This is a genomic window from Nitrincola sp., from assembly GCF_048264025.1.
In the GTDB taxonomy this organism is placed as follows: domain Bacteria; phylum Pseudomonadota; class Gammaproteobacteria; order Pseudomonadales; family Balneatricaceae; genus Nitrincola.
In genome coordinates this window covers 1-15011 of the sequence record NZ_JBLXDN010000026.1, presented here as the reverse complement: position 1 = coordinate 15011, position 15011 = coordinate 1, and the positions used below count along the sequence as shown (strand labels likewise).

Genomic DNA, 15011 nt, shown 5'->3' with positions numbered 1-15011 from the left:
CGCTGCAGTTTATCACAGACACGCGATGATGCTGAGGCTCATCGTCGGCTCAACTGATCAAAAATACCGCCATTACTGAAATGTTTGCTCTGTGCCAAGTGCCAGTTTTCAAACAGATCTTCCAGGCGGAATAGTGTTACGGGTTGGAAGCGCTGCATGTCTTCAGCATTGACCAATTCAGGGTATTGTGGCCGGAAAAAATGTTGCGCGGCCAGCGACTGTCCCGTTTCTGAGTAGAGGTAATTGACATAGGCATTAGCCGCTTCAGTTGATTGGCGACGCTCTGTGTTGCCTGTCATAACAGCTACCGGGGGCTCTGCCAGAATGGAAAGGCTGGGCACTACCAACTCCAGGCCATCCTGATCCAGATGGAGCAGGCTTAACAGGGCTTCATTTTCCCATGCAATGAGTACGTCGCCCATGCCCCGCTCTACGAAGGTGTTGCTTGCACCTCTAGCGCCAGTATCCATCAATAGAACATTGCCATAAAGTTGCTCAACAAATGCACGTGCTGCGGCATCCGCCTGCTCATGTGCAGTAGTGTCGGCGGATTCAAGCTTCTCCAGCCCACCCAATGACTGTAGGTAAGCATGGCCCCAGGCTGCCAGATAATTCCAGCGTGCACCTCCTGAGGTTTTAGGATTCGGCGTGATAATGCTGACATCGTCACGAATCAGATCATCCCAGTCCTGAATCCCTTTTGGATTGCCTGCACGTACCAGAAATACAATAGTGGAGGTGTAGGGAGATGAGGCATGGGGTAGTTGGTCTTGCCAGTCTGATGGTAGACGTCCGGTGCGCTCAGCGACCATATCAATATCATAGGCCAATGCCAGCGACAGGATGTCGGCATTGAGACCCTGCATGACTGAAAGTGCCTGACGCCCTGAGCCACCGTGAGACATACGTACCCTGACGTTATCACCGGTTTCAGCCTGCCAGTGGTCGGCAAAGCGTGCGTTATACGCTTGATAAAACTCGCGGGTTGGATCATAGGAAACATTCAGCAGATCGATATCGGCTGCCTGCAAACTGCCCGTTATGCATAGAAGTAGGCTAAGGCCCAGTTTTCGAAAGGTGCTAAGGTGAGTTATATCCTTCATTATGCTGTGCTCCGTCAGTCTCATGAGGACTTAGAATAGAATGTTTTTAATAATACAAAAAGGAATTAATAATTATTTTTTTATGCGATCTGGTTATTTGCCGAGTGGCTGATAACGATTGTGTTGGATACGTTCGTATCCGCTAGCCAGGACGATAGACGGGCATGAATCATGAGTGGCTGACAGATCTGTTAATGAGCTTGGATTCTTTAATTTCATAGGATTTTAATTGAGAATTTAAATTAATGTTAGCTTAAGAATAGGTGCCTATGCTTGTTTATAATTTGTTTATTAGGTGATTGTATGAAATCTAATGAAAAGGGGCTTCGGCGCTTGTTTTTTGCCAGCAAGTACTCGTTAAAGGGGCTTTGTATTAGTTTTAAAACTGAATCAGCTTTCAGGCAAGAGTTATTTTTATTAGTTATATTGCTTCCATTAGTTTTTTATTTTGAAATAAGTTCTGTTGAGCGGGCACTACTTATTCTTGTGTTGCTCATATTGCTAATCGTTGAATTACTTAATACTGCTGTAGAAGTCGTCGTAGATCGTATAGGGGCAGACTATCATGAGCTGAGTGGCAGAGCTAAGGATATAGCATCAGCAGCGGTGTTTGTTAGTTTGATTAACGCGCTGCTGGTGTGGATGGTAATCTTATGGTGATTAAGCGATTTTTCATGGATAAAGTAGTTCTGGTCATATTGCTCTGTTATACCATTATATGGTTTTCTCTAGACCTAGGGGGTGGTGATGTTTATATAGCATCTAAACTATATAATTATCAAGGAGGTGAGTGGTTTTTTCGTGAGCATTGGTTGATGGAAGATGTGTTTCATAAGGGTGCAAGAAAACTGAATACCTTTTTTGTATTATGTTTGTTGTTGATGACATGTTATTTTTGCATTAAGTCCAGATCTCATGGGGCAGTAGCTAAAGCCTGCGTAGCTTTGAGTCTTTCTATTATATTTTCTTTACTCAGTGTTTCGTATTTTAAATCAATTACTAATATTGCCTGTCCTTGGAGTTTAAGCCTGTTTGGTGGCGCTGAGCCTTATTATCATCTACTGGAGTCACGTCCTTCTTATCTTCCCTATCATCGCTGCTTTCCAGCAGGTCATGCAAGTAGTGGCTATGCATGGGTTGCGCTTTACTATTTTTTTGCATGCTTAGTACCTAAATGGCGCTTTGCGGGATTGAGCGTTGGAGTTCTCTTGGGTGTTATGCTCGGGTTTGTGCAGCAACTTAGAGGGGCGCACTTTTTATCTCATGATATAACAACGTTGGTTTTATGTCTGTTGATTGCAAAATTTTTCTTTATGTTGTTTTATAAAGAGTTTGATAAGCCAATATTAAGGTGAAAAAATAATGCGGATTTTGCTGGTAGAGGATGATGTTTCCCTGGCTAATGGCATGGTTTTTCGGCTTAAAAAAATGGGATACCAGCCGGAACATTGCATTAACGGAAGCCAGGCAACATCAGCCTTGAAAACCAGCCATTTTGATTTGATGATACTGGATTTAGGGTTGCCAGATGGTTTTGCAACCGGTCTTATCAGGTCTATACGTAAAAAAGGCTGGCTGGTTCCAATCCTGGTATTGACAGCTCAAGATGAACTGGCTACAAAACTGGATGCTCTCAACAGTGGCGCCGATGACTTTCTGGTTAAGCCAGTCGATATTCTGGAGCTGGAAGCACGTATCAGGGTTTTGAGCAGGCGCAGCACTAATCGACGTGATGACCTGCTGCAAGTCGCTGATCTAGAAATTGACCTCAGCAAGATGTGCTGCCATTTCCAGTCCAGGGCAGTTGACCTGACGAGACGAGAGTTTATGTTGCTCAAAGCCTTCATGTTAAACCCCGACCGTATTCTTTCGCGTCAGCAGCTTGATGAGCTTTGCCATGGCTGGGGCGGTGAAACTGAGAGTAATGCGATCGAAGTTCACATTCACAGCCTCCGAAAAAAACTAACGCCAACGATTATCAAAACGGTTCGTGGTGTGGGTTATAAGCTGAACAGTCACTATGCAGACGAATAGTATTCGATTTTGGCTGCTAGTCGCGCTCAATAGCATCCTGTTGATTAGTCTAAGTTTTACTGCGTACATCTCTTATCAGGATGCACTGCATGAAATGGATGAAATGTATGATGCGCAGTTAGCCCGAAATGCGCGCTTGATCGGTGCTCTGTTGGAAAGCACAGCGCCTTCCGAACATTCGGACAACCCTTTGATTGTTGGAGTTCCTGAACTGCCTGATTACGGTGAATCATTAACGGCTGCTCAAGAGCGAGTGTACTCAGGCCATAAATATGAGCAGAAGCTGGCATTCCAGGTATGGCGAAACGGTACTTTACTGATGCAGTCGGAAAACAGTGTAGATTTTCCTGAGCTGGTAAACATGGATGGGTTTCATGACATCGCCCATCAGAATATTCACTGGGTAGCTTTTGTTATGCAACTAAGTGATGGGAAGACCTGGGTGATGACCGCTCAGCGTGAAGATATTCGCGAAGAGATGAGTACGCACTTGGCATTAGCTCAAATCAGACCAATCCTGGTAGTGATGATTCCCTTGAGCGTGTTTATCTACTTAATAATCGGTTGGACACTTCGTCCCCTGCGTCTGCTGGAGCAAACGATTTCAACTAAATCGCCGGAACAGCTTTCGGAAATAACCCTGCCACTGCCTACAGAATTACAGCCGATCAAACTTGCAATTAATCAACTGATTAACCGTGTATCGCATTATGTGATGCAGGAGAAACGCTTTGTGTCTGATGCGGCACATGAGCTAAGGACGCCTCTTAGTGTATTACAGTTGCATGCAGAAAATTTGCAGGAGGCGACGAAACCGGAAGAAACCGCTATCGCTGTAGACTCAATACTGGACGGTAGCAGGAAAATGACGCATTTAGTCAATCAGTTACTGCAGCTAAATCGGATTGAGTCTATTGCTGATATACCTTACTCAACTATTAATTTGACTGAGTTAATTCAAAACAGCTTGTCATTACTGCCCTTTGTTATGTTGGATAGAGTTAAATGGAAATTAGATGTTTCGGAACGTATTTATATTAAAGGCAATACCTTTTTATTAGGGGTAGCGTTAAGGAATTTGCTTGAGAATGCAGCTAAGTATGCAGTACCTGAAAGTGAAGTTACTGTTAAGGCTAAATTTATACCCAGCGGTACGTTGCAAATTTCAATTTCCAATAAGGTTCAATCTTTACCTGACACTGACAGAATGGGAGAGCGTTTTTTTCGTCATCAGGCGCATCAGCATATCGAAGGGTGTGGGCTGGGTTTGTCTATTGTTGAACATGTCACTAAATTGCATGGTGGTAGTGTTTCTTATCAGCTGGATAACGCACTACTTACAGTCTGCGTTTCTTTGCCTCAATAAAACTGGATTCTGGTTCAGGTAGCTTAAGGCTCACTTAAGGTCATTAAATCATACTTAACTCCTTTGATTGGTAATATGATGGGGTTTGGCGATGATGTTTCTCGATTATAAGTATTATTACTTTAAGCTAAAAACACTCGCTTCTACTCAGTTGGCTCCTTGGCAGTTGACTGTGACATGTGCCTTGGTGATTACGGTTTTTTATAATAAGCCAGTGATGTCCAGTGTTGCTTCTCTGGATAGTACAGGTCTTTTTTTTGCGATTATTATATTGCTTTTTCTTATAAATTTATTTATTTGTCAATTACTTAGTATCAAGTATATTCAAAAAGCCTGGCTTGTTATTTTGCTCTTGGTTGCTGCAGCAGGACAATATTTTATGCTTCAGTATGGAGTTGTTTTTGATAAAACCATGCTTGTTAATGTAATCGAAACGGATATTCGAGAAGCTTCGGGTTTACTCCATACAGGAATGGTTAAGTATTTTTTGTTTTACTTTATTTTTCCAGCGATGACTGTAATTTTTCTAAATATAAAGCCTCAGGGTTTTAGGTTGTTTTTGAGGGGGTATGTTTTAACGCTGGCCGCTAGTCTTGTTATGCTATCTCTGCTTTTATTTAGCCAGTACCAAAGCTATGCAGGTGTATTTCGTGAGCATCGCTACTTGAAGCATCAGGCGCTGCCACTGAGTGTTATTTCTGCTACGACCAGCATCGTAAAAACAGAGTCATCCGTAGCTGAGCCATTCCAGGTTTATGCACCAGATGCACAATTAATCCTAAATGGTTCAGATAAACCGAAACTGGTCGTTATGGTGCTTGGTGAGACCGTACGTGCTGATCATTTGGGTATTAATGGTTATTCGCGTAATACAACGCCCAAGCTTGGTTCCAGAGATCTAATTAATTTTGGTGCAATTGAGGCCTGCGGCACAACCACCGCAGTATCTGTACCCTGTTTGTTCAGTTATCTGCAGCGATCAGAGTTTGATGCTGCTAGAGCTAAAAACTCTGATAACCTGCTTGATGTGTTGCAGCGTGCGGGTGTTAAAGTTATCTGGCGAAATAATAACTCAGGTTGTAAGGGGATGTGTAACAGGGTTGAGCAAGATGTTTCTTACGGTGAAAGTAGTCTGTTTAATTGCAAGGCCGGGCAGTGTCCCGATATTGCTCTGCTACATGAGTTACCCCAGACTATTGCTATGCGAGCTGCACCACAACAGAGTGTTCTGGTCGTATTGCACCAGCTAGGCAACCATGGACCTGAATACTATAAACGTAGCCTGCCCGAGCAGAAAATTTTTCTGCCTGAATGCCAGACTAACTTATTGGGTGAGTGTGAACAGGAGCATATTATCAATGCTTATGACAATGCGATTGCGGCGACGGACAGTCTGTTAGACGATGCAATAGAAATGTTGATGGACCTGGATGATCAATATGATACAGCCTTACTGTACGTTTCTGATCATGGTGAATCATTGGGTGAGAAGGGTATTTACTTGCATGGCCTGCCGTATTGGATGGCTCCCGAATCACAAACCAGAGTACCCATGTTGCTCTGGTTGTCTGATGGCTTCAAGCGGCGGGCAGAGTTTGACGTTGACTGTTTAAGCCGTTCTGAACATGTCAGTCATGACAATATCTTTGACTCCATGCTCTCATTATTTTCTGTTCATACTGAGGCTAAGGAAGCATCGCTTGATCTGATAGGGCTATGTAGTTAACGAAAGCGTAGAGATCATTTAAGAGACACCGGCTTTCTGGTTTATTCAGTGAGTCAGTGTGGTTTTTAGAGGTTATGCAACCACTCCAAAAACGCTACCCACTCCTGCAGTTATTGCCATGGCAAGACTTCCCCAAAATGCAACCCTGATAGCGCCGATCATCATCGGTGCACCGCCTGCGCGTGCTGCAAGGGCACCAAGAAGAGCGAGTAATATCAAAGAAAATATTGCAACAAGAATAATCAGCAGATGGAGAGGTACCACCCATGCCACCACTAATGGCAGTGCCGCCCCAATAGTAAAAGTACCTGCCGAAGATAACGCCGCCTGAATTGGCCGTGCATTCCCCGTCTCCGAGATGCCTATCTCATCTCTGGCATGTGCTCCAAGGGCATCGTGTTCCATAAGCTGCTCAGCAACCTGGCGTGCCAACAAAGGTTCCACGCCTCTTCCCTCATAAATTTCGGTAAGCTCCTTTTTTTCGAATTCAATATCTTCTTCCAATGATTTTTTTTCAATTGCAAGGTCAGCACTTTCAGTATCAGCTTGAGAGCTTACAGATACATACTCTCCAGCCGCCATAGACATCGCACCTGCGACTAATCCAGCAACACCAGCCAGGATAATACTGTTATGGGTAGTGCTGGCTGCGGCAACACCAATAATAAGACTGGCAGTAGAAACAATGCCATCGTTTGCGCCAAGCACAGCGGCGCGCAACCAGCCAACACGATGTGACCTATGTATTTCTATATGGCTCATATAAATTCCTTTAGTTACGTCTCCACTATAGCTTCAAAAATCATAGATCAATGAATGCACATAGCCATTCCCGTTGACAGGTTTACCCGCCCCTTCAGTAGTCAGTGGGGCAATAATATCAGCCGGATTTTCATTCATATCTTCCACTGCGCTGTCCACGCGTATCTGGTACCCACTATCGATCAGCGAGTCATCCAGGTTTACCGTTATCTGCAACGCCTGATTACGCGAAATGCTGGCGCCCGTCAGCCCATCATATTCAGCTCGTCTCCTGTTACTGCCGCGAGCCCAGTCAGTCAGGTGTTTATAATGCTTGCTTTTTTTTCCAGCAATCCAGAGTGTCCGCTGATACATTCCTTCCGGGTCGGTAAGATAGATTGCCAGGTAAGCGCCATCGCCACGGTAATTATTCAATTGCGTGGTGATGGTTACCTCCCTGGCCTGTGCGAGAGCAGGTAGGACTATTACCCCTGCAAGTCCCGCAATAAATAACAGTTTTTTCATGGTGCACCTTGGGTATGTTGGGTCGGTATGTTGAGTCGTTTAAATCCGTTACGCGTCCTTACCTGAACTCAAAACGTTCCTGATGAAAACGTAATGAAATAGACATATCTTCCAGACCTTTACGCAACGCTGTGGCCAGACCTTGAGGGCCACAGAACCAGACATCGACCTGGATGTGATGGATCTGTAACTGATCTGCCGTCAGCCGCTGCCCCTGTTGGCTTTGGTGAATCTGCAAGGTTATATCTGGCAACTGCTCAACCAGGGTTTGCAAGCGCGCCGCATTGGGATCATCGGTTGCGAGTTGGGTAGCGTAATGTAAGGTCACGGCTGGATAGCTCTTGTCTGTATTGACCAGACGGCTTTCCAGTGCAGCTAGAAACGGGGTGACACCAATGCCACCAGCCACCCAGATCTGCTGCGCTTTGGCTCTACCTTTCTCTGGATTAAAACAGCCATAAGGGCCCTCAACACTAACCTTGCTACCACTGTGTAATCGATGCGGCAGGGTGCGGGTATAATCACCTAATGCCTTAATTTGAAAGCTGAGCAGACCATCCTTCTGATCAGTTGAAGCCAGGGTGAAAGGATGTGCACCTTCAGTCCTGTCGAAAGTTACCAGTGCAAATTGCCCCGCTTTGTGTCCTGGCCAGTTCTTTCCCATCTCACAGACTACTTCAGTGGTTGTGTGGGATGCTTGCTGAACGGTGCGAACCAGACCCTGCCAGCGGCGATTCTTGCCTATCTGTCCTGTCAGTGATTGAAATGAAGCCACTACGCCTCCGACTATGAAGACAGCCATCAGCCAACCCGTAGGCTGTTGCCACCATTGCAGTGGCGCCAGCAACACGGCATGGGAGGCCAGTGCCAGGTAAATGAGTGGCATGATCCGGTGCAGATAGCGCCAAAAGCGGTAGGGGACCCAACGGATCAGGGTCAGGACAACCAGCGCCAGCAACAGATAAAGCCCCGGCTCACCCAGATCCTCGGCCAAATCTTGTAGACTGTCCAGTAGGCCAGAAAAATGGGCTTCCCTAAGGCTACGCTCCTTTCCAAACAGACCCTGGATGGGATCATCTGCCATTTCAATTAGCCAGTGCCCCATAGCAAAAATGGCACCGAGAATACCGGTCCATTTGTGTAGATGATACATTTTATCCAGGCCACCCAATGGGAACTCCAACCATTTAGGGCGCATTGCCAGTAGCATAGTGAGGGACATAAAATTGATGGCAAGAAAGCCGCTGAGTGTGAGTAAATGCTCATAGCTGAGCCCCCACTGCCAGACACTTAACTGTAAAGTCAGTAGTGCCAGCAGGCTCAGGGGTAAACGTAGATTTGACATGAGTACACTCCTTTAGGTTTAGAATCCATTCTGCGCTGCCATCCTGACAGCAACCTTAAAGAGTGAATTGTCGTGCTTAAAAATCAGGTATTCGCTTTAACGAGTGATTGCACTTCTATCCAGGTAATCTTCGGCTGAGCCCTGATTATTGAATTTTATCTCCAGCTCACGTATTTCCAGTGATGCGGGTGAATATACTGCCTCGAAGCGGTTCCCAAGCGTGTCAACGCCCTTAACTTCATAGCAGCCATCGTCGATCTTGATGCGATCAACTTGCCAGCCGTTGCTCTCTAAATTCTGTTGCAGGTTTTCTTCTGGTTGCCAGCTATCAACAGGATCATCACAATCATCACTGGCAAACGCCGCTCCAGTTGTAAGTGAAGTAGCGATAAGCAGGGGTAGTAATACTTTTTTCATGGTGGCTCTCCAATTTTTGCGTTGTTTGTTAGTGTTGGGTGACTTTACTTCACTTTCCTGACAGTGACCTGAACAGCTAACCTTACCCAGGGTGTAAAAAATAATAACGATTCAGGCTGTTGTCAGAAAAGCGGGTTAAGATGGTTTTTTTGGGAAGATATTATGCGAATACTCCTGGTGGAAGATACCGCAGGTCTTGGCGAAGCGATCCGTGATCAATTACAGGATGAGGGCTATGCCGTTGACTGGGTGACGCGTATAGAGGCTGCTACAAGCTGTTTACGCAGTACAGGCTATGATCTGTTGCTTTTGGACCTGATGCTACCTGATGGTTCCGGGCTGAATTTTCTGCAGCAATTACGAAAAACCAGCAGCGTTCTGCCAGTGATTATTATGACCGCCAAGGACCAGATTGCTGACCGTATCAACGGGCTCAATGCCGGTGCCGATGACTATTTGGTTAAACCCTTTAATCTGGATGAAATGATGGCGCGTGTGGCAGCAGTAGCTCGGCGCTATAGCGGTAATCCTAATCCGAATATAGTGTTGGGCGATTTGCAGGTGAATTTGGCAGATAAAACTGTTTACCAATCGGGGCGGCCAGTTGAGTTGACCTCGCGTGAATGGGCCATCTTCGAAACTTTTTTGCAGCACCCAGGACAACTCTTAACCCGCTCACGTCTGGAAGATGCCCTGTATGCCTTTGGTGCTGAAATCGAAAGCAATACCATTGAGGTCTATATCAGTCGTTTGCGTAAAAAGTTAGGTAAAGGGTGCATCGAAACCGTGCGTGGCATGGGATACAGGATGCAACGGGGATGAAAGCGATCAGCCTGCAAAAACAACTCATTTTACGTCTGCTGATACTGGTGACCTGCTTATGGCTGCTAGGGTTGCTCCTGGCCGGCGTTCAATTGAACAAAGAGCTGAATAAAACCTTCGATAGTGCCTTGCAGGAGACCGCAGAGCGCATCTTGCCTTTGGCGTTAGTTGAAATCTTTAACCGGGAAGACGCGAAATTGCTACAACAGTTACCTGCACTGAGCGCTCATGAAGAACGCCTGACCTATCAAGTGCGCAATGCAGACGGCGAGGTGTTATTGCAATCGCATACTGCTCGGCAAAAATCCTTCAGTATCCCTCTCCAGAAGGGTTTTGACAGTCAGGATGGTTATCGAGTTTATACTGTATCAGCTGTACAGGACTCCTACTTTATACAAGTGGCTGAACCAATCGCCAAACGTCGTGAGGCGGTACTGAACACATTGCTGATCATGGCCATGCCCTTGTTGTTGTTATTGCCTCTGTGTTTACTGATGGCCGTCTTTCTGGTGCGTCAGGTGATCAGGCCTGTCAGGCAATATGGTACCCAATTAGCCCAGCGAGGCGCCGGCGATCTGTCCCCGGTTACGCATGGCAATTTGCCCCATGAACTGGAGCCGATGAGACAAGCCGTTAATCAGCTCATGTGGCGCCTGCAAAGCGCCCTGGAAGCTGAGCGTCATTTTACCGCCAATGCCGCCCACGAATTGCGCACGCCACTGGCGACAATGATGGCTCAGACTCAGCGCCTGGAAAAAACACTGAACGATGAAGCTTCGCGGTTAAAAGCAGGCCAGTTAGTCACGACGCTTAATCATCTGGTGAACCTGTCAGACAAGCTGTTACAGCTTGCCAAAGCGGACAGCAGCGGGCTGTTGACCGATACACCTCAGGACTTAAGCCAGCTCTTGTCCCTGATTGCCGATGAGTATCAACGGTCAGGGGTGCAAAACCTGCAACTGCAGCTTCCAAAGCAAGCGGTAAAAGCGTGTATTGATGCCGATGCCTTCTCCATTTTGGTCAAAAATCTGATTGAAAATGCCATTAAGCATGGGGAAGCGAATAGTAGGATCACTGTGCAGTTGAGCGTGAAGGGCGAACTACGGGTTGTAAATGCCTGTGAGCCCTTAAATGCAGAACAGTTGAAACGTCTGCATGAACGTTTTTTTCGTGCCAGTATGACTACGCCAGGATCAGGCTTAGGGCTAGCTATAGTGGATGCCTTGGTAAAAGGCATGGGTGGACAAATACAGCTGGTGTCGCCAGCGAGTGATTCTGACAGAGGCTTTGAAGCAGTTGTTCAGCTACCTGTTCAGTCATGAATTAACTGGTGATTGAACTTATTAATCTCGCAGCGCCAGCGCTGTAAACTATCTGAACCAAGATCCGGGATGGTGGTTATGCGCGGCACCTAGCATATAGATGAACACCAGTACGGCAAGAAAAGTCGCTACCAGTCGTATTCCAGGTGTGGAGCCACGCTTGATTGCAATGGTGCCCAACAGAATGTACACGACTAGCCCGACAAGCTTTGCACTCAACCAGCTTGGTAGGGGCCATAGGCTAAGTAATATAGCCATAGTCACACCCAGTGTCAGCAGCAGGGTGTCGAGTAAGTGGGGTGTGAATTTAACCCAAGCCACTTTTAACCTGCTGCTTTCACTAACTGACCAGGTGGCGCGCAAGACAAAAAATGCCAGGCTGGCATAAGCGGCGGTGATATGCAGATGTTTCAGCAGAGAATAGTGTTCAAGCATTGGTCATCAGATGAGTTAGAAATGCCGGGCTTTATTGGGATAGTATGAGGGGGATACTAGGCTTAAGAGTTGGGGGTTGCAAGGCAAGAGTAGCCGTTTATTGGGCCCTTGGCTTGACACCAAGGACCCGTGGGGTCAGCTAAAATTCTCTGGTATCAACGTTGCGCTTCGAAATTCGCAGCCGCGGCATCCAGTACAGCGCGTGCAGATTCGGCATCTTCAAAGCCAAGCCCTTCCATACCGCCATCCGGACCTTTGTAATTTGCGAACCAAAGATCAACAATCTGGCTTACACCGGCGAACTCGGCATCCAGTTGCGCCATGCTTTCAATATGAGCAAAGGGAGAGTCCTGCATCATTACCGCGATGAGTTTGTCATCCTGTTCGCCATCATCCAGCATCTTCAGGACACCAATAACCCGCACATCGACAATTTCACCACGTGGAGCTGCCTGCCCCAATACGATGACATCAAGTGGATCGCCATCACCGCCCAACTCTTTGGGCAGAGCGGTGCCCGGAATCGCACCATAGTTGCCTGGGTAGCCCAAGTAATTCACAACGCGTGGTTTATCATTCTTGTATTCCCAGTAAACAGCTTTAGGATCATCTTTACTGACTTCCCATTTAGCTGACGTACCGGTAGGTATTTCGATAATCGCTCGAACGCTGCCGTCTTCATTAATAGCTCCCATAGCCATCAGGTCTTCACTGCCGACGATGGTGAAAGCATCTTTAGGTGTCATGGCGGTGGTATGGGGTGTCGTTTCTGAGAAGGCCAAGGCGCCAAGTGCATCGGCTTGAGCAGAAACAGATAAGGCTGCAAAACAGGCTGCGCCGGTCAGCATTAGAATTTTTCGCATGATGTAGCTCCTTGAATAGTTGTGCCAATAAACTAGCAAGGAGAAATGACGAACAGATTACAGTGGGTGGTAATTTGGGGGGGCTGATTTAGTGTCTACCAGGGCTATTGCGTAGCGTGAAAAATGTGATTGAGAACCCCCAGTGTCACCTGTGAGTGTCACCAATCGGGTAGGGGATGTTCTCTTGGAAAGAAAATGATTGAGAATCAATCATTTATTGCAATTTGGTGGAGGTGGCGGGTTTCGAACCCGTGCCTTCAATGTCTTGTTATGCCGCTATATATCATAATGCATTGATTTTATAAGATGCTCTTATTTCTAACACCATTGTTAGACCGCTATATAACGTAATGCGTGTGACACATCGGTGACACTATAGCTTTAATCTGGGCAGTATCGACGCACGTTCTCTAGTGACCGCTGATCTTGGTTGTTTCTGTAGTGATCTGTCCAGAATCGGCATTGTGGAGAAGCTAGCTGTCTTAATCTTTCTTGTCTTTGTACTTCCTGTAATCGTACTTGCTCTTGTCGCTGTCGCTCTTGTGTATTTATTTGCTGTTGCTGTACCTGGTGAATGCGTGCTTTCTCTGCTGATCTTTCTACAACTTTGCTCAAACTCCAGGCTGAGAATGTAATGAATCCGAACCATATTGCCCATATTAGGAACATTGCGGCGACTATGCCTATCATGATATCTATCCATAACGGCCGTTGAGCTTTTACTGGTTGATAGTTGGCCGTTCTTCTACTTGGATTGATAATGTCTTCTGGATCTATTTTAAAATCCAGGTTCAGACCGTTCCCCTTTCCCTTTTCATCCATCGCTTTTGCACCTCTTGCGCCGTTTTTATCCCGCGCTCTGTTTCCCTGAGTCTGAGTGTCTAACTTCATCTAGTTCTGGGCTTGTTTGTCCCGCTTGTGGCGCTACTTTGCCACTTACTAACCACAGAGCGTATTGTGGAAAAATTTTAACCACAGCTTCTATTTCTGCATCAGATAACCTTGCTTTACCGTTTCTGATGTTTCCCCAACGATAGCGGTCAATCCCGGTTTCTTTTTCAAACCAGGTGCTCGTTCTTTCGTTATTGAAAAGGCTTATCAGCCTCTCTTTAATCATAGTTATAAACCATATAAGTAGTATTTACTTAGTATAATATATCATCTATTATTACTACTAAGTAAAGATTACTAAGTAATCATTTTTGTAACAACCACTGATTATAGAGGTACAACCATGGAACAACAACTGATCCCGGTCGCAACTCCAATCCCTCCGCTGATGGCATGGAGAGAATTTGCAGACTGGATACGTATGGATCAGTCAATTGTCCGCGGTTGGATTGAAAACGGCTATCTGCCAACTGAGCGAATCGGTAAGCATCGCCTGGTGAATGTTGTGCTGCTGTCAAAACAGTTATCTGAAAAGGAGTCAATCTGATGAATCCTTATACCCCTGAGCAGATGTTGAATGCGTTGATTGAAATTGCATCTGTATCACCAGAGCAGAAAATTTGTATTGAGTTTCCATATTCAGTTGATCCCAATCATCATCAAAGCCTGACTATTACTACATCTGGGCGCATCGTTTATTTCCAAGAAAATCGTACTTATGAAGATTGCTTCGGTAATTACCGTCTTAAAGAAACTCCCTTAACTGCTGATCACGCTTTAGTGTTTATGAAGGGTTATGAGTCTACTGTGTATTTATTCATCACAGATCAAGAGCATACCATTGCTGCACAAGATTCTGTCATGTATCACGGTGAATATGCCCATTTAGAAAAAATGATTAATGATCATTTAGATGCATCTGCTGAAATAATTGCTGAAGTTAAATTCGGTGGTAAATCTCCAGCTTATCTAAGTAATGTTAATCATAGAATTGACGCTATTAAATCAACGCTTCAGATTCACCGCGTTAAGGAGGATCAAGCATGAATGATCTTATTCTTTTTGTGATCGGCTCATGCATTGGTTCTTTTATCGGTGTATCTCTCTCCAATATTGTTTTTAAGAAAAGGGAGGATTCTTGATATGACTAGCATCATCCCCCCTCGTCAGGACCAGATAGAAGATAAGGAGCGCCGTTTCTACATTGTCGCCCCCTCGTCTGTTTACCTGGAACTACAACAGGAAGCCATTCAGCGCGGCACCGACTTATGGACCCTCGGCGGTTCAGTATTAACAGCTTGGCTTGCTGCTGGATGCCCTGATTTCTCAGCTGGTAAATCTGTTTGTCCGCCCCCGTCGCCGTCACCGATCGCGGACGTTAAGGGAGGTGCTGAGTCATGAGCGCAAGGGCAGAAGCAACG

General features: G+C 45.9%; 18 protein-coding genes. 9 read left to right on the top strand and 9 right to left on the bottom strand.

Features of this window, described 5'->3' with window-relative positions; all coding sequences use genetic code 11:
- Positions 1 to 38 precede the first annotated feature (38 nt).
- Positions 39 to 1103: a sulfate ABC transporter substrate-binding protein gene (locus ACN0R1_RS15675; protein ID WP_417584532.1), complete on the bottom strand. Its 1065-nt coding sequence runs from the start codon at positions 1101 to 1103 to the stop codon at positions 39 to 41.
- A 303-nt stretch (positions 1104 to 1406) separates the two neighbouring features.
- On the opposite strand from ACN0R1_RS15675, the gene ACN0R1_RS15670 reads away from it, so the two are divergent.
- The 5 genes from ACN0R1_RS15670 to ACN0R1_RS15650 all read left to right on the top strand — a co-directional run bounded on the left by ACN0R1_RS15670 (position 1407) and on the right by ACN0R1_RS15650 (position 6229).
- Positions 1407 to 1763, top strand: a complete 357-nt coding sequence (locus tag ACN0R1_RS15670; protein ID WP_417584530.1) for a diacylglycerol kinase — start codon at positions 1407 to 1409, stop codon at positions 1761 to 1763.
- A gap of 14 nt (positions 1764 to 1777) precedes the next feature.
- Positions 1778 to 2458, top strand: coding sequence for a phosphatase PAP2 family protein (locus tag ACN0R1_RS15665; RefSeq protein WP_417584528.1), 681 nt, complete (start codon positions 1778 to 1780; stop codon positions 2456 to 2458).
- 7 nt (positions 2459 to 2465) lie between these two features.
- Positions 2466 to 3137, top strand: a complete 672-nt coding sequence (locus ACN0R1_RS15660) for a winged helix-turn-helix domain-containing protein (protein WP_417584526.1) — start codon at positions 2466 to 2468, stop codon at positions 3135 to 3137.
- Positions 3138 to 3231: 94 nt separating this feature from the next.
- Positions 3232 to 4503 carry a histidine kinase dimerization/phospho-acceptor domain-containing protein gene (locus tag ACN0R1_RS15655; RefSeq protein ID WP_417584524.1) on the top strand — a complete coding sequence of 424 codons (1272 nt, stop codon included), beginning with the start codon at positions 3232 to 3234 and terminating at the stop codon, positions 4501 to 4503.
- A 91-nt stretch (positions 4504 to 4594) separates the two neighbouring features.
- Positions 4595 to 6229 carry a phosphoethanolamine transferase gene (locus ACN0R1_RS15650; protein WP_417584522.1) on the top strand — a complete coding sequence of 545 codons (1635 nt, stop codon included), beginning with the start codon at positions 4595 to 4597 and terminating at the stop codon, positions 6227 to 6229.
- 72 nt (positions 6230 to 6301) lie between these two features.
- On the opposite strand, the gene ACN0R1_RS15645 is transcribed toward ACN0R1_RS15650, so the two are convergent.
- From ACN0R1_RS15645 to ACN0R1_RS15630, 4 genes are all read right to left on the bottom strand, one after another.
- On the bottom strand, positions 6302 to 6991 hold the full coding sequence (locus ACN0R1_RS15645; RefSeq protein ID WP_417584520.1) for a VIT1/CCC1 transporter family protein: 690 nt from the start codon (positions 6989 to 6991) through the stop codon (positions 6302 to 6304).
- A gap of 33 nt (positions 6992 to 7024) precedes the next feature.
- On the bottom strand, positions 7025 to 7495 hold the full coding sequence (locus tag ACN0R1_RS15640; protein WP_417584518.1) for a DUF2271 domain-containing protein: 471 nt from the start codon (positions 7493 to 7495) through the stop codon (positions 7025 to 7027).
- 58 nt (positions 7496 to 7553) lie between these two features.
- Positions 7554 to 8840: a ferric reductase-like transmembrane domain-containing protein gene (locus ACN0R1_RS15635; protein WP_417584516.1), complete on the bottom strand. Its 1287-nt coding sequence runs from the start codon at positions 8838 to 8840 to the stop codon at positions 7554 to 7556.
- Positions 8841 to 8936: 96 nt separating this feature from the next.
- A complete protein-coding gene (locus tag ACN0R1_RS15630) occupies positions 8937 to 9257 on the bottom strand; it encodes a PepSY domain-containing protein (protein WP_409525742.1) in 321 nt (106 codons plus the stop codon).
- Between the two features lie 162 nt (positions 9258 to 9419).
- On the opposite strand from ACN0R1_RS15630, the gene ACN0R1_RS15625 reads away from it, so the two are divergent.
- Both ACN0R1_RS15625 and ACN0R1_RS15620 read left to right on the top strand, forming a co-directional pair.
- The gene (locus ACN0R1_RS15625) at positions 9420 to 10079 is read left to right on the top strand and encodes a response regulator (RefSeq protein WP_417584514.1); all 660 of its coding nucleotides are present in this window, start codon (positions 9420 to 9422) and stop codon (positions 10077 to 10079) included.
- Positions 10076 to 11401 carry a sensor histidine kinase gene (locus ACN0R1_RS15620; protein ID WP_417584512.1) on the top strand — a complete coding sequence of 442 codons (1326 nt, stop codon included), beginning with the start codon at positions 10076 to 10078 and terminating at the stop codon, positions 11399 to 11401. Before ACN0R1_RS15625 ends, ACN0R1_RS15620 begins: the two co-directional genes overlap by 4 nt.
- 48 nt (positions 11402 to 11449) lie before the next feature.
- On the opposite strand, the gene ACN0R1_RS15615 is transcribed toward ACN0R1_RS15620, so the two are convergent.
- The 4 genes from ACN0R1_RS15615 to ACN0R1_RS15600 all read right to left on the bottom strand — a co-directional run bounded on the left by ACN0R1_RS15615 (position 11450) and on the right by ACN0R1_RS15600 (position 13816).
- Positions 11450 to 11836, bottom strand: a complete 387-nt coding sequence (locus ACN0R1_RS15615; RefSeq protein ID WP_417584510.1) for a SirB2 family protein — start codon at positions 11834 to 11836, stop codon at positions 11450 to 11452.
- A gap of 155 nt (positions 11837 to 11991) precedes the next feature.
- The gene (locus ACN0R1_RS15610; protein WP_417584508.1) at positions 11992 to 12699 is read right to left on the bottom strand and encodes an inorganic diphosphatase; all 708 of its coding nucleotides are present in this window, start codon (positions 12697 to 12699) and stop codon (positions 11992 to 11994) included.
- Between the two features lie 381 nt (positions 12700 to 13080).
- Positions 13081 to 13521, bottom strand: a complete 441-nt coding sequence (locus ACN0R1_RS15605) for a hypothetical protein (RefSeq protein WP_417584506.1) — start codon at positions 13519 to 13521, stop codon at positions 13081 to 13083.
- A gap of 25 nt (positions 13522 to 13546) precedes the next feature.
- Positions 13547 to 13816 carry a hypothetical protein gene (locus ACN0R1_RS15600; RefSeq protein WP_417584504.1) on the bottom strand — a complete coding sequence of 90 codons (270 nt, stop codon included), beginning with the start codon at positions 13814 to 13816 and terminating at the stop codon, positions 13547 to 13549.
- 117 nt (positions 13817 to 13933) lie between these two features.
- Here ACN0R1_RS15600 and ACN0R1_RS15595 point away from each other — a divergent pair, with 117 nt between their 5' ends.
- Together ACN0R1_RS15595 and ACN0R1_RS15590 are read left to right on the top strand one after the other, a co-directional pair.
- Positions 13934 to 14137, top strand: a complete 204-nt coding sequence (locus ACN0R1_RS15595) for a DNA-binding protein (protein WP_417584502.1) — start codon at positions 13934 to 13936, stop codon at positions 14135 to 14137.
- On the top strand, positions 14137 to 14637 hold the full coding sequence (locus ACN0R1_RS15590; protein ID WP_417584500.1) for a hypothetical protein: 501 nt from the start codon (positions 14137 to 14139) through the stop codon (positions 14635 to 14637). The genes ACN0R1_RS15595 and ACN0R1_RS15590 overlap by 1 nt, the downstream gene beginning before the upstream one ends.
- The last annotated feature ends 374 nt before the right edge of the window (positions 14638 to 15011 follow it).

What these genes read in the sequence shown, in the direction of transcription:
- ACN0R1_RS15675 (WP_417584532.1), bottom strand. Translation starts at nt 1,103, where the DNA reads ATGAAGGATATAACTCACCTTAGCACCTTTCGAAAACTGGGCCTTAGC.
- ACN0R1_RS15670 (WP_417584530.1), top strand. Translation starts at nt 1,407, where the DNA reads ATGAAATCTAATGAAAAGGGGCTTCGGCGCTTGTTTTTTGCCAGCAAG.
- ACN0R1_RS15665 (WP_417584528.1), top strand. Translation starts at nt 1,778, where the DNA reads ATGGATAAAGTAGTTCTGGTCATATTGCTCTGTTATACCATTATATGG.
- ACN0R1_RS15660 (WP_417584526.1), top strand. Translation starts at nt 2,466, where the DNA reads ATGCGGATTTTGCTGGTAGAGGATGATGTTTCCCTGGCTAATGGCATG.
- ACN0R1_RS15655 (WP_417584524.1), top strand. Translation starts at nt 3,232, where the DNA reads ATGGATGAAATGTATGATGCGCAGTTAGCCCGAAATGCGCGCTTGATC.
- ACN0R1_RS15650 (WP_417584522.1), top strand. Translation starts at nt 4,595, where the DNA reads ATGATGTTTCTCGATTATAAGTATTATTACTTTAAGCTAAAAACACTC.
- ACN0R1_RS15645 (WP_417584520.1), bottom strand. Translation starts at nt 6,991, where the DNA reads ATGAGCCATATAGAAATACATAGGTCACATCGTGTTGGCTGGTTGCGC.
- ACN0R1_RS15640 (WP_417584518.1), bottom strand. Translation starts at nt 7,495, where the DNA reads ATGAAAAAACTGTTATTTATTGCGGGACTTGCAGGGGTAATAGTCCTA.
- ACN0R1_RS15635 (WP_417584516.1), bottom strand. Translation starts at nt 8,840, where the DNA reads ATGTCAAATCTACGTTTACCCCTGAGCCTGCTGGCACTACTGACTTTA.
- ACN0R1_RS15630 (WP_409525742.1), bottom strand. Translation starts at nt 9,257, where the DNA reads ATGAAAAAAGTATTACTACCCCTGCTTATCGCTACTTCACTTACAACT.
- ACN0R1_RS15625 (WP_417584514.1), top strand. Translation starts at nt 9,420, where the DNA reads ATGCGAATACTCCTGGTGGAAGATACCGCAGGTCTTGGCGAAGCGATC.
- ACN0R1_RS15620 (WP_417584512.1), top strand. Translation starts at nt 10,076, where the DNA reads ATGAAAGCGATCAGCCTGCAAAAACAACTCATTTTACGTCTGCTGATA.
- ACN0R1_RS15615 (WP_417584510.1), bottom strand. Translation starts at nt 11,836, where the DNA reads ATGCTTGAACACTATTCTCTGCTGAAACATCTGCATATCACCGCCGCT.
- ACN0R1_RS15610 (WP_417584508.1), bottom strand. Translation starts at nt 12,699, where the DNA reads ATGCGAAAAATTCTAATGCTGACCGGCGCAGCCTGTTTTGCAGCCTTA.
- ACN0R1_RS15605 (WP_417584506.1), bottom strand. Translation starts at nt 13,521, where the DNA reads ATGGATGAAAAGGGAAAGGGGAACGGTCTGAACCTGGATTTTAAAATA.
- ACN0R1_RS15600 (WP_417584504.1), bottom strand. Translation starts at nt 13,816, where the DNA reads ATGATTAAAGAGAGGCTGATAAGCCTTTTCAATAACGAAAGAACGAGC.
- ACN0R1_RS15595 (WP_417584502.1), top strand. Translation starts at nt 13,934, where the DNA reads ATGGAACAACAACTGATCCCGGTCGCAACTCCAATCCCTCCGCTGATG.
- ACN0R1_RS15590 (WP_417584500.1), top strand. Translation starts at nt 14,137, where the DNA reads ATGAATCCTTATACCCCTGAGCAGATGTTGAATGCGTTGATTGAAATT.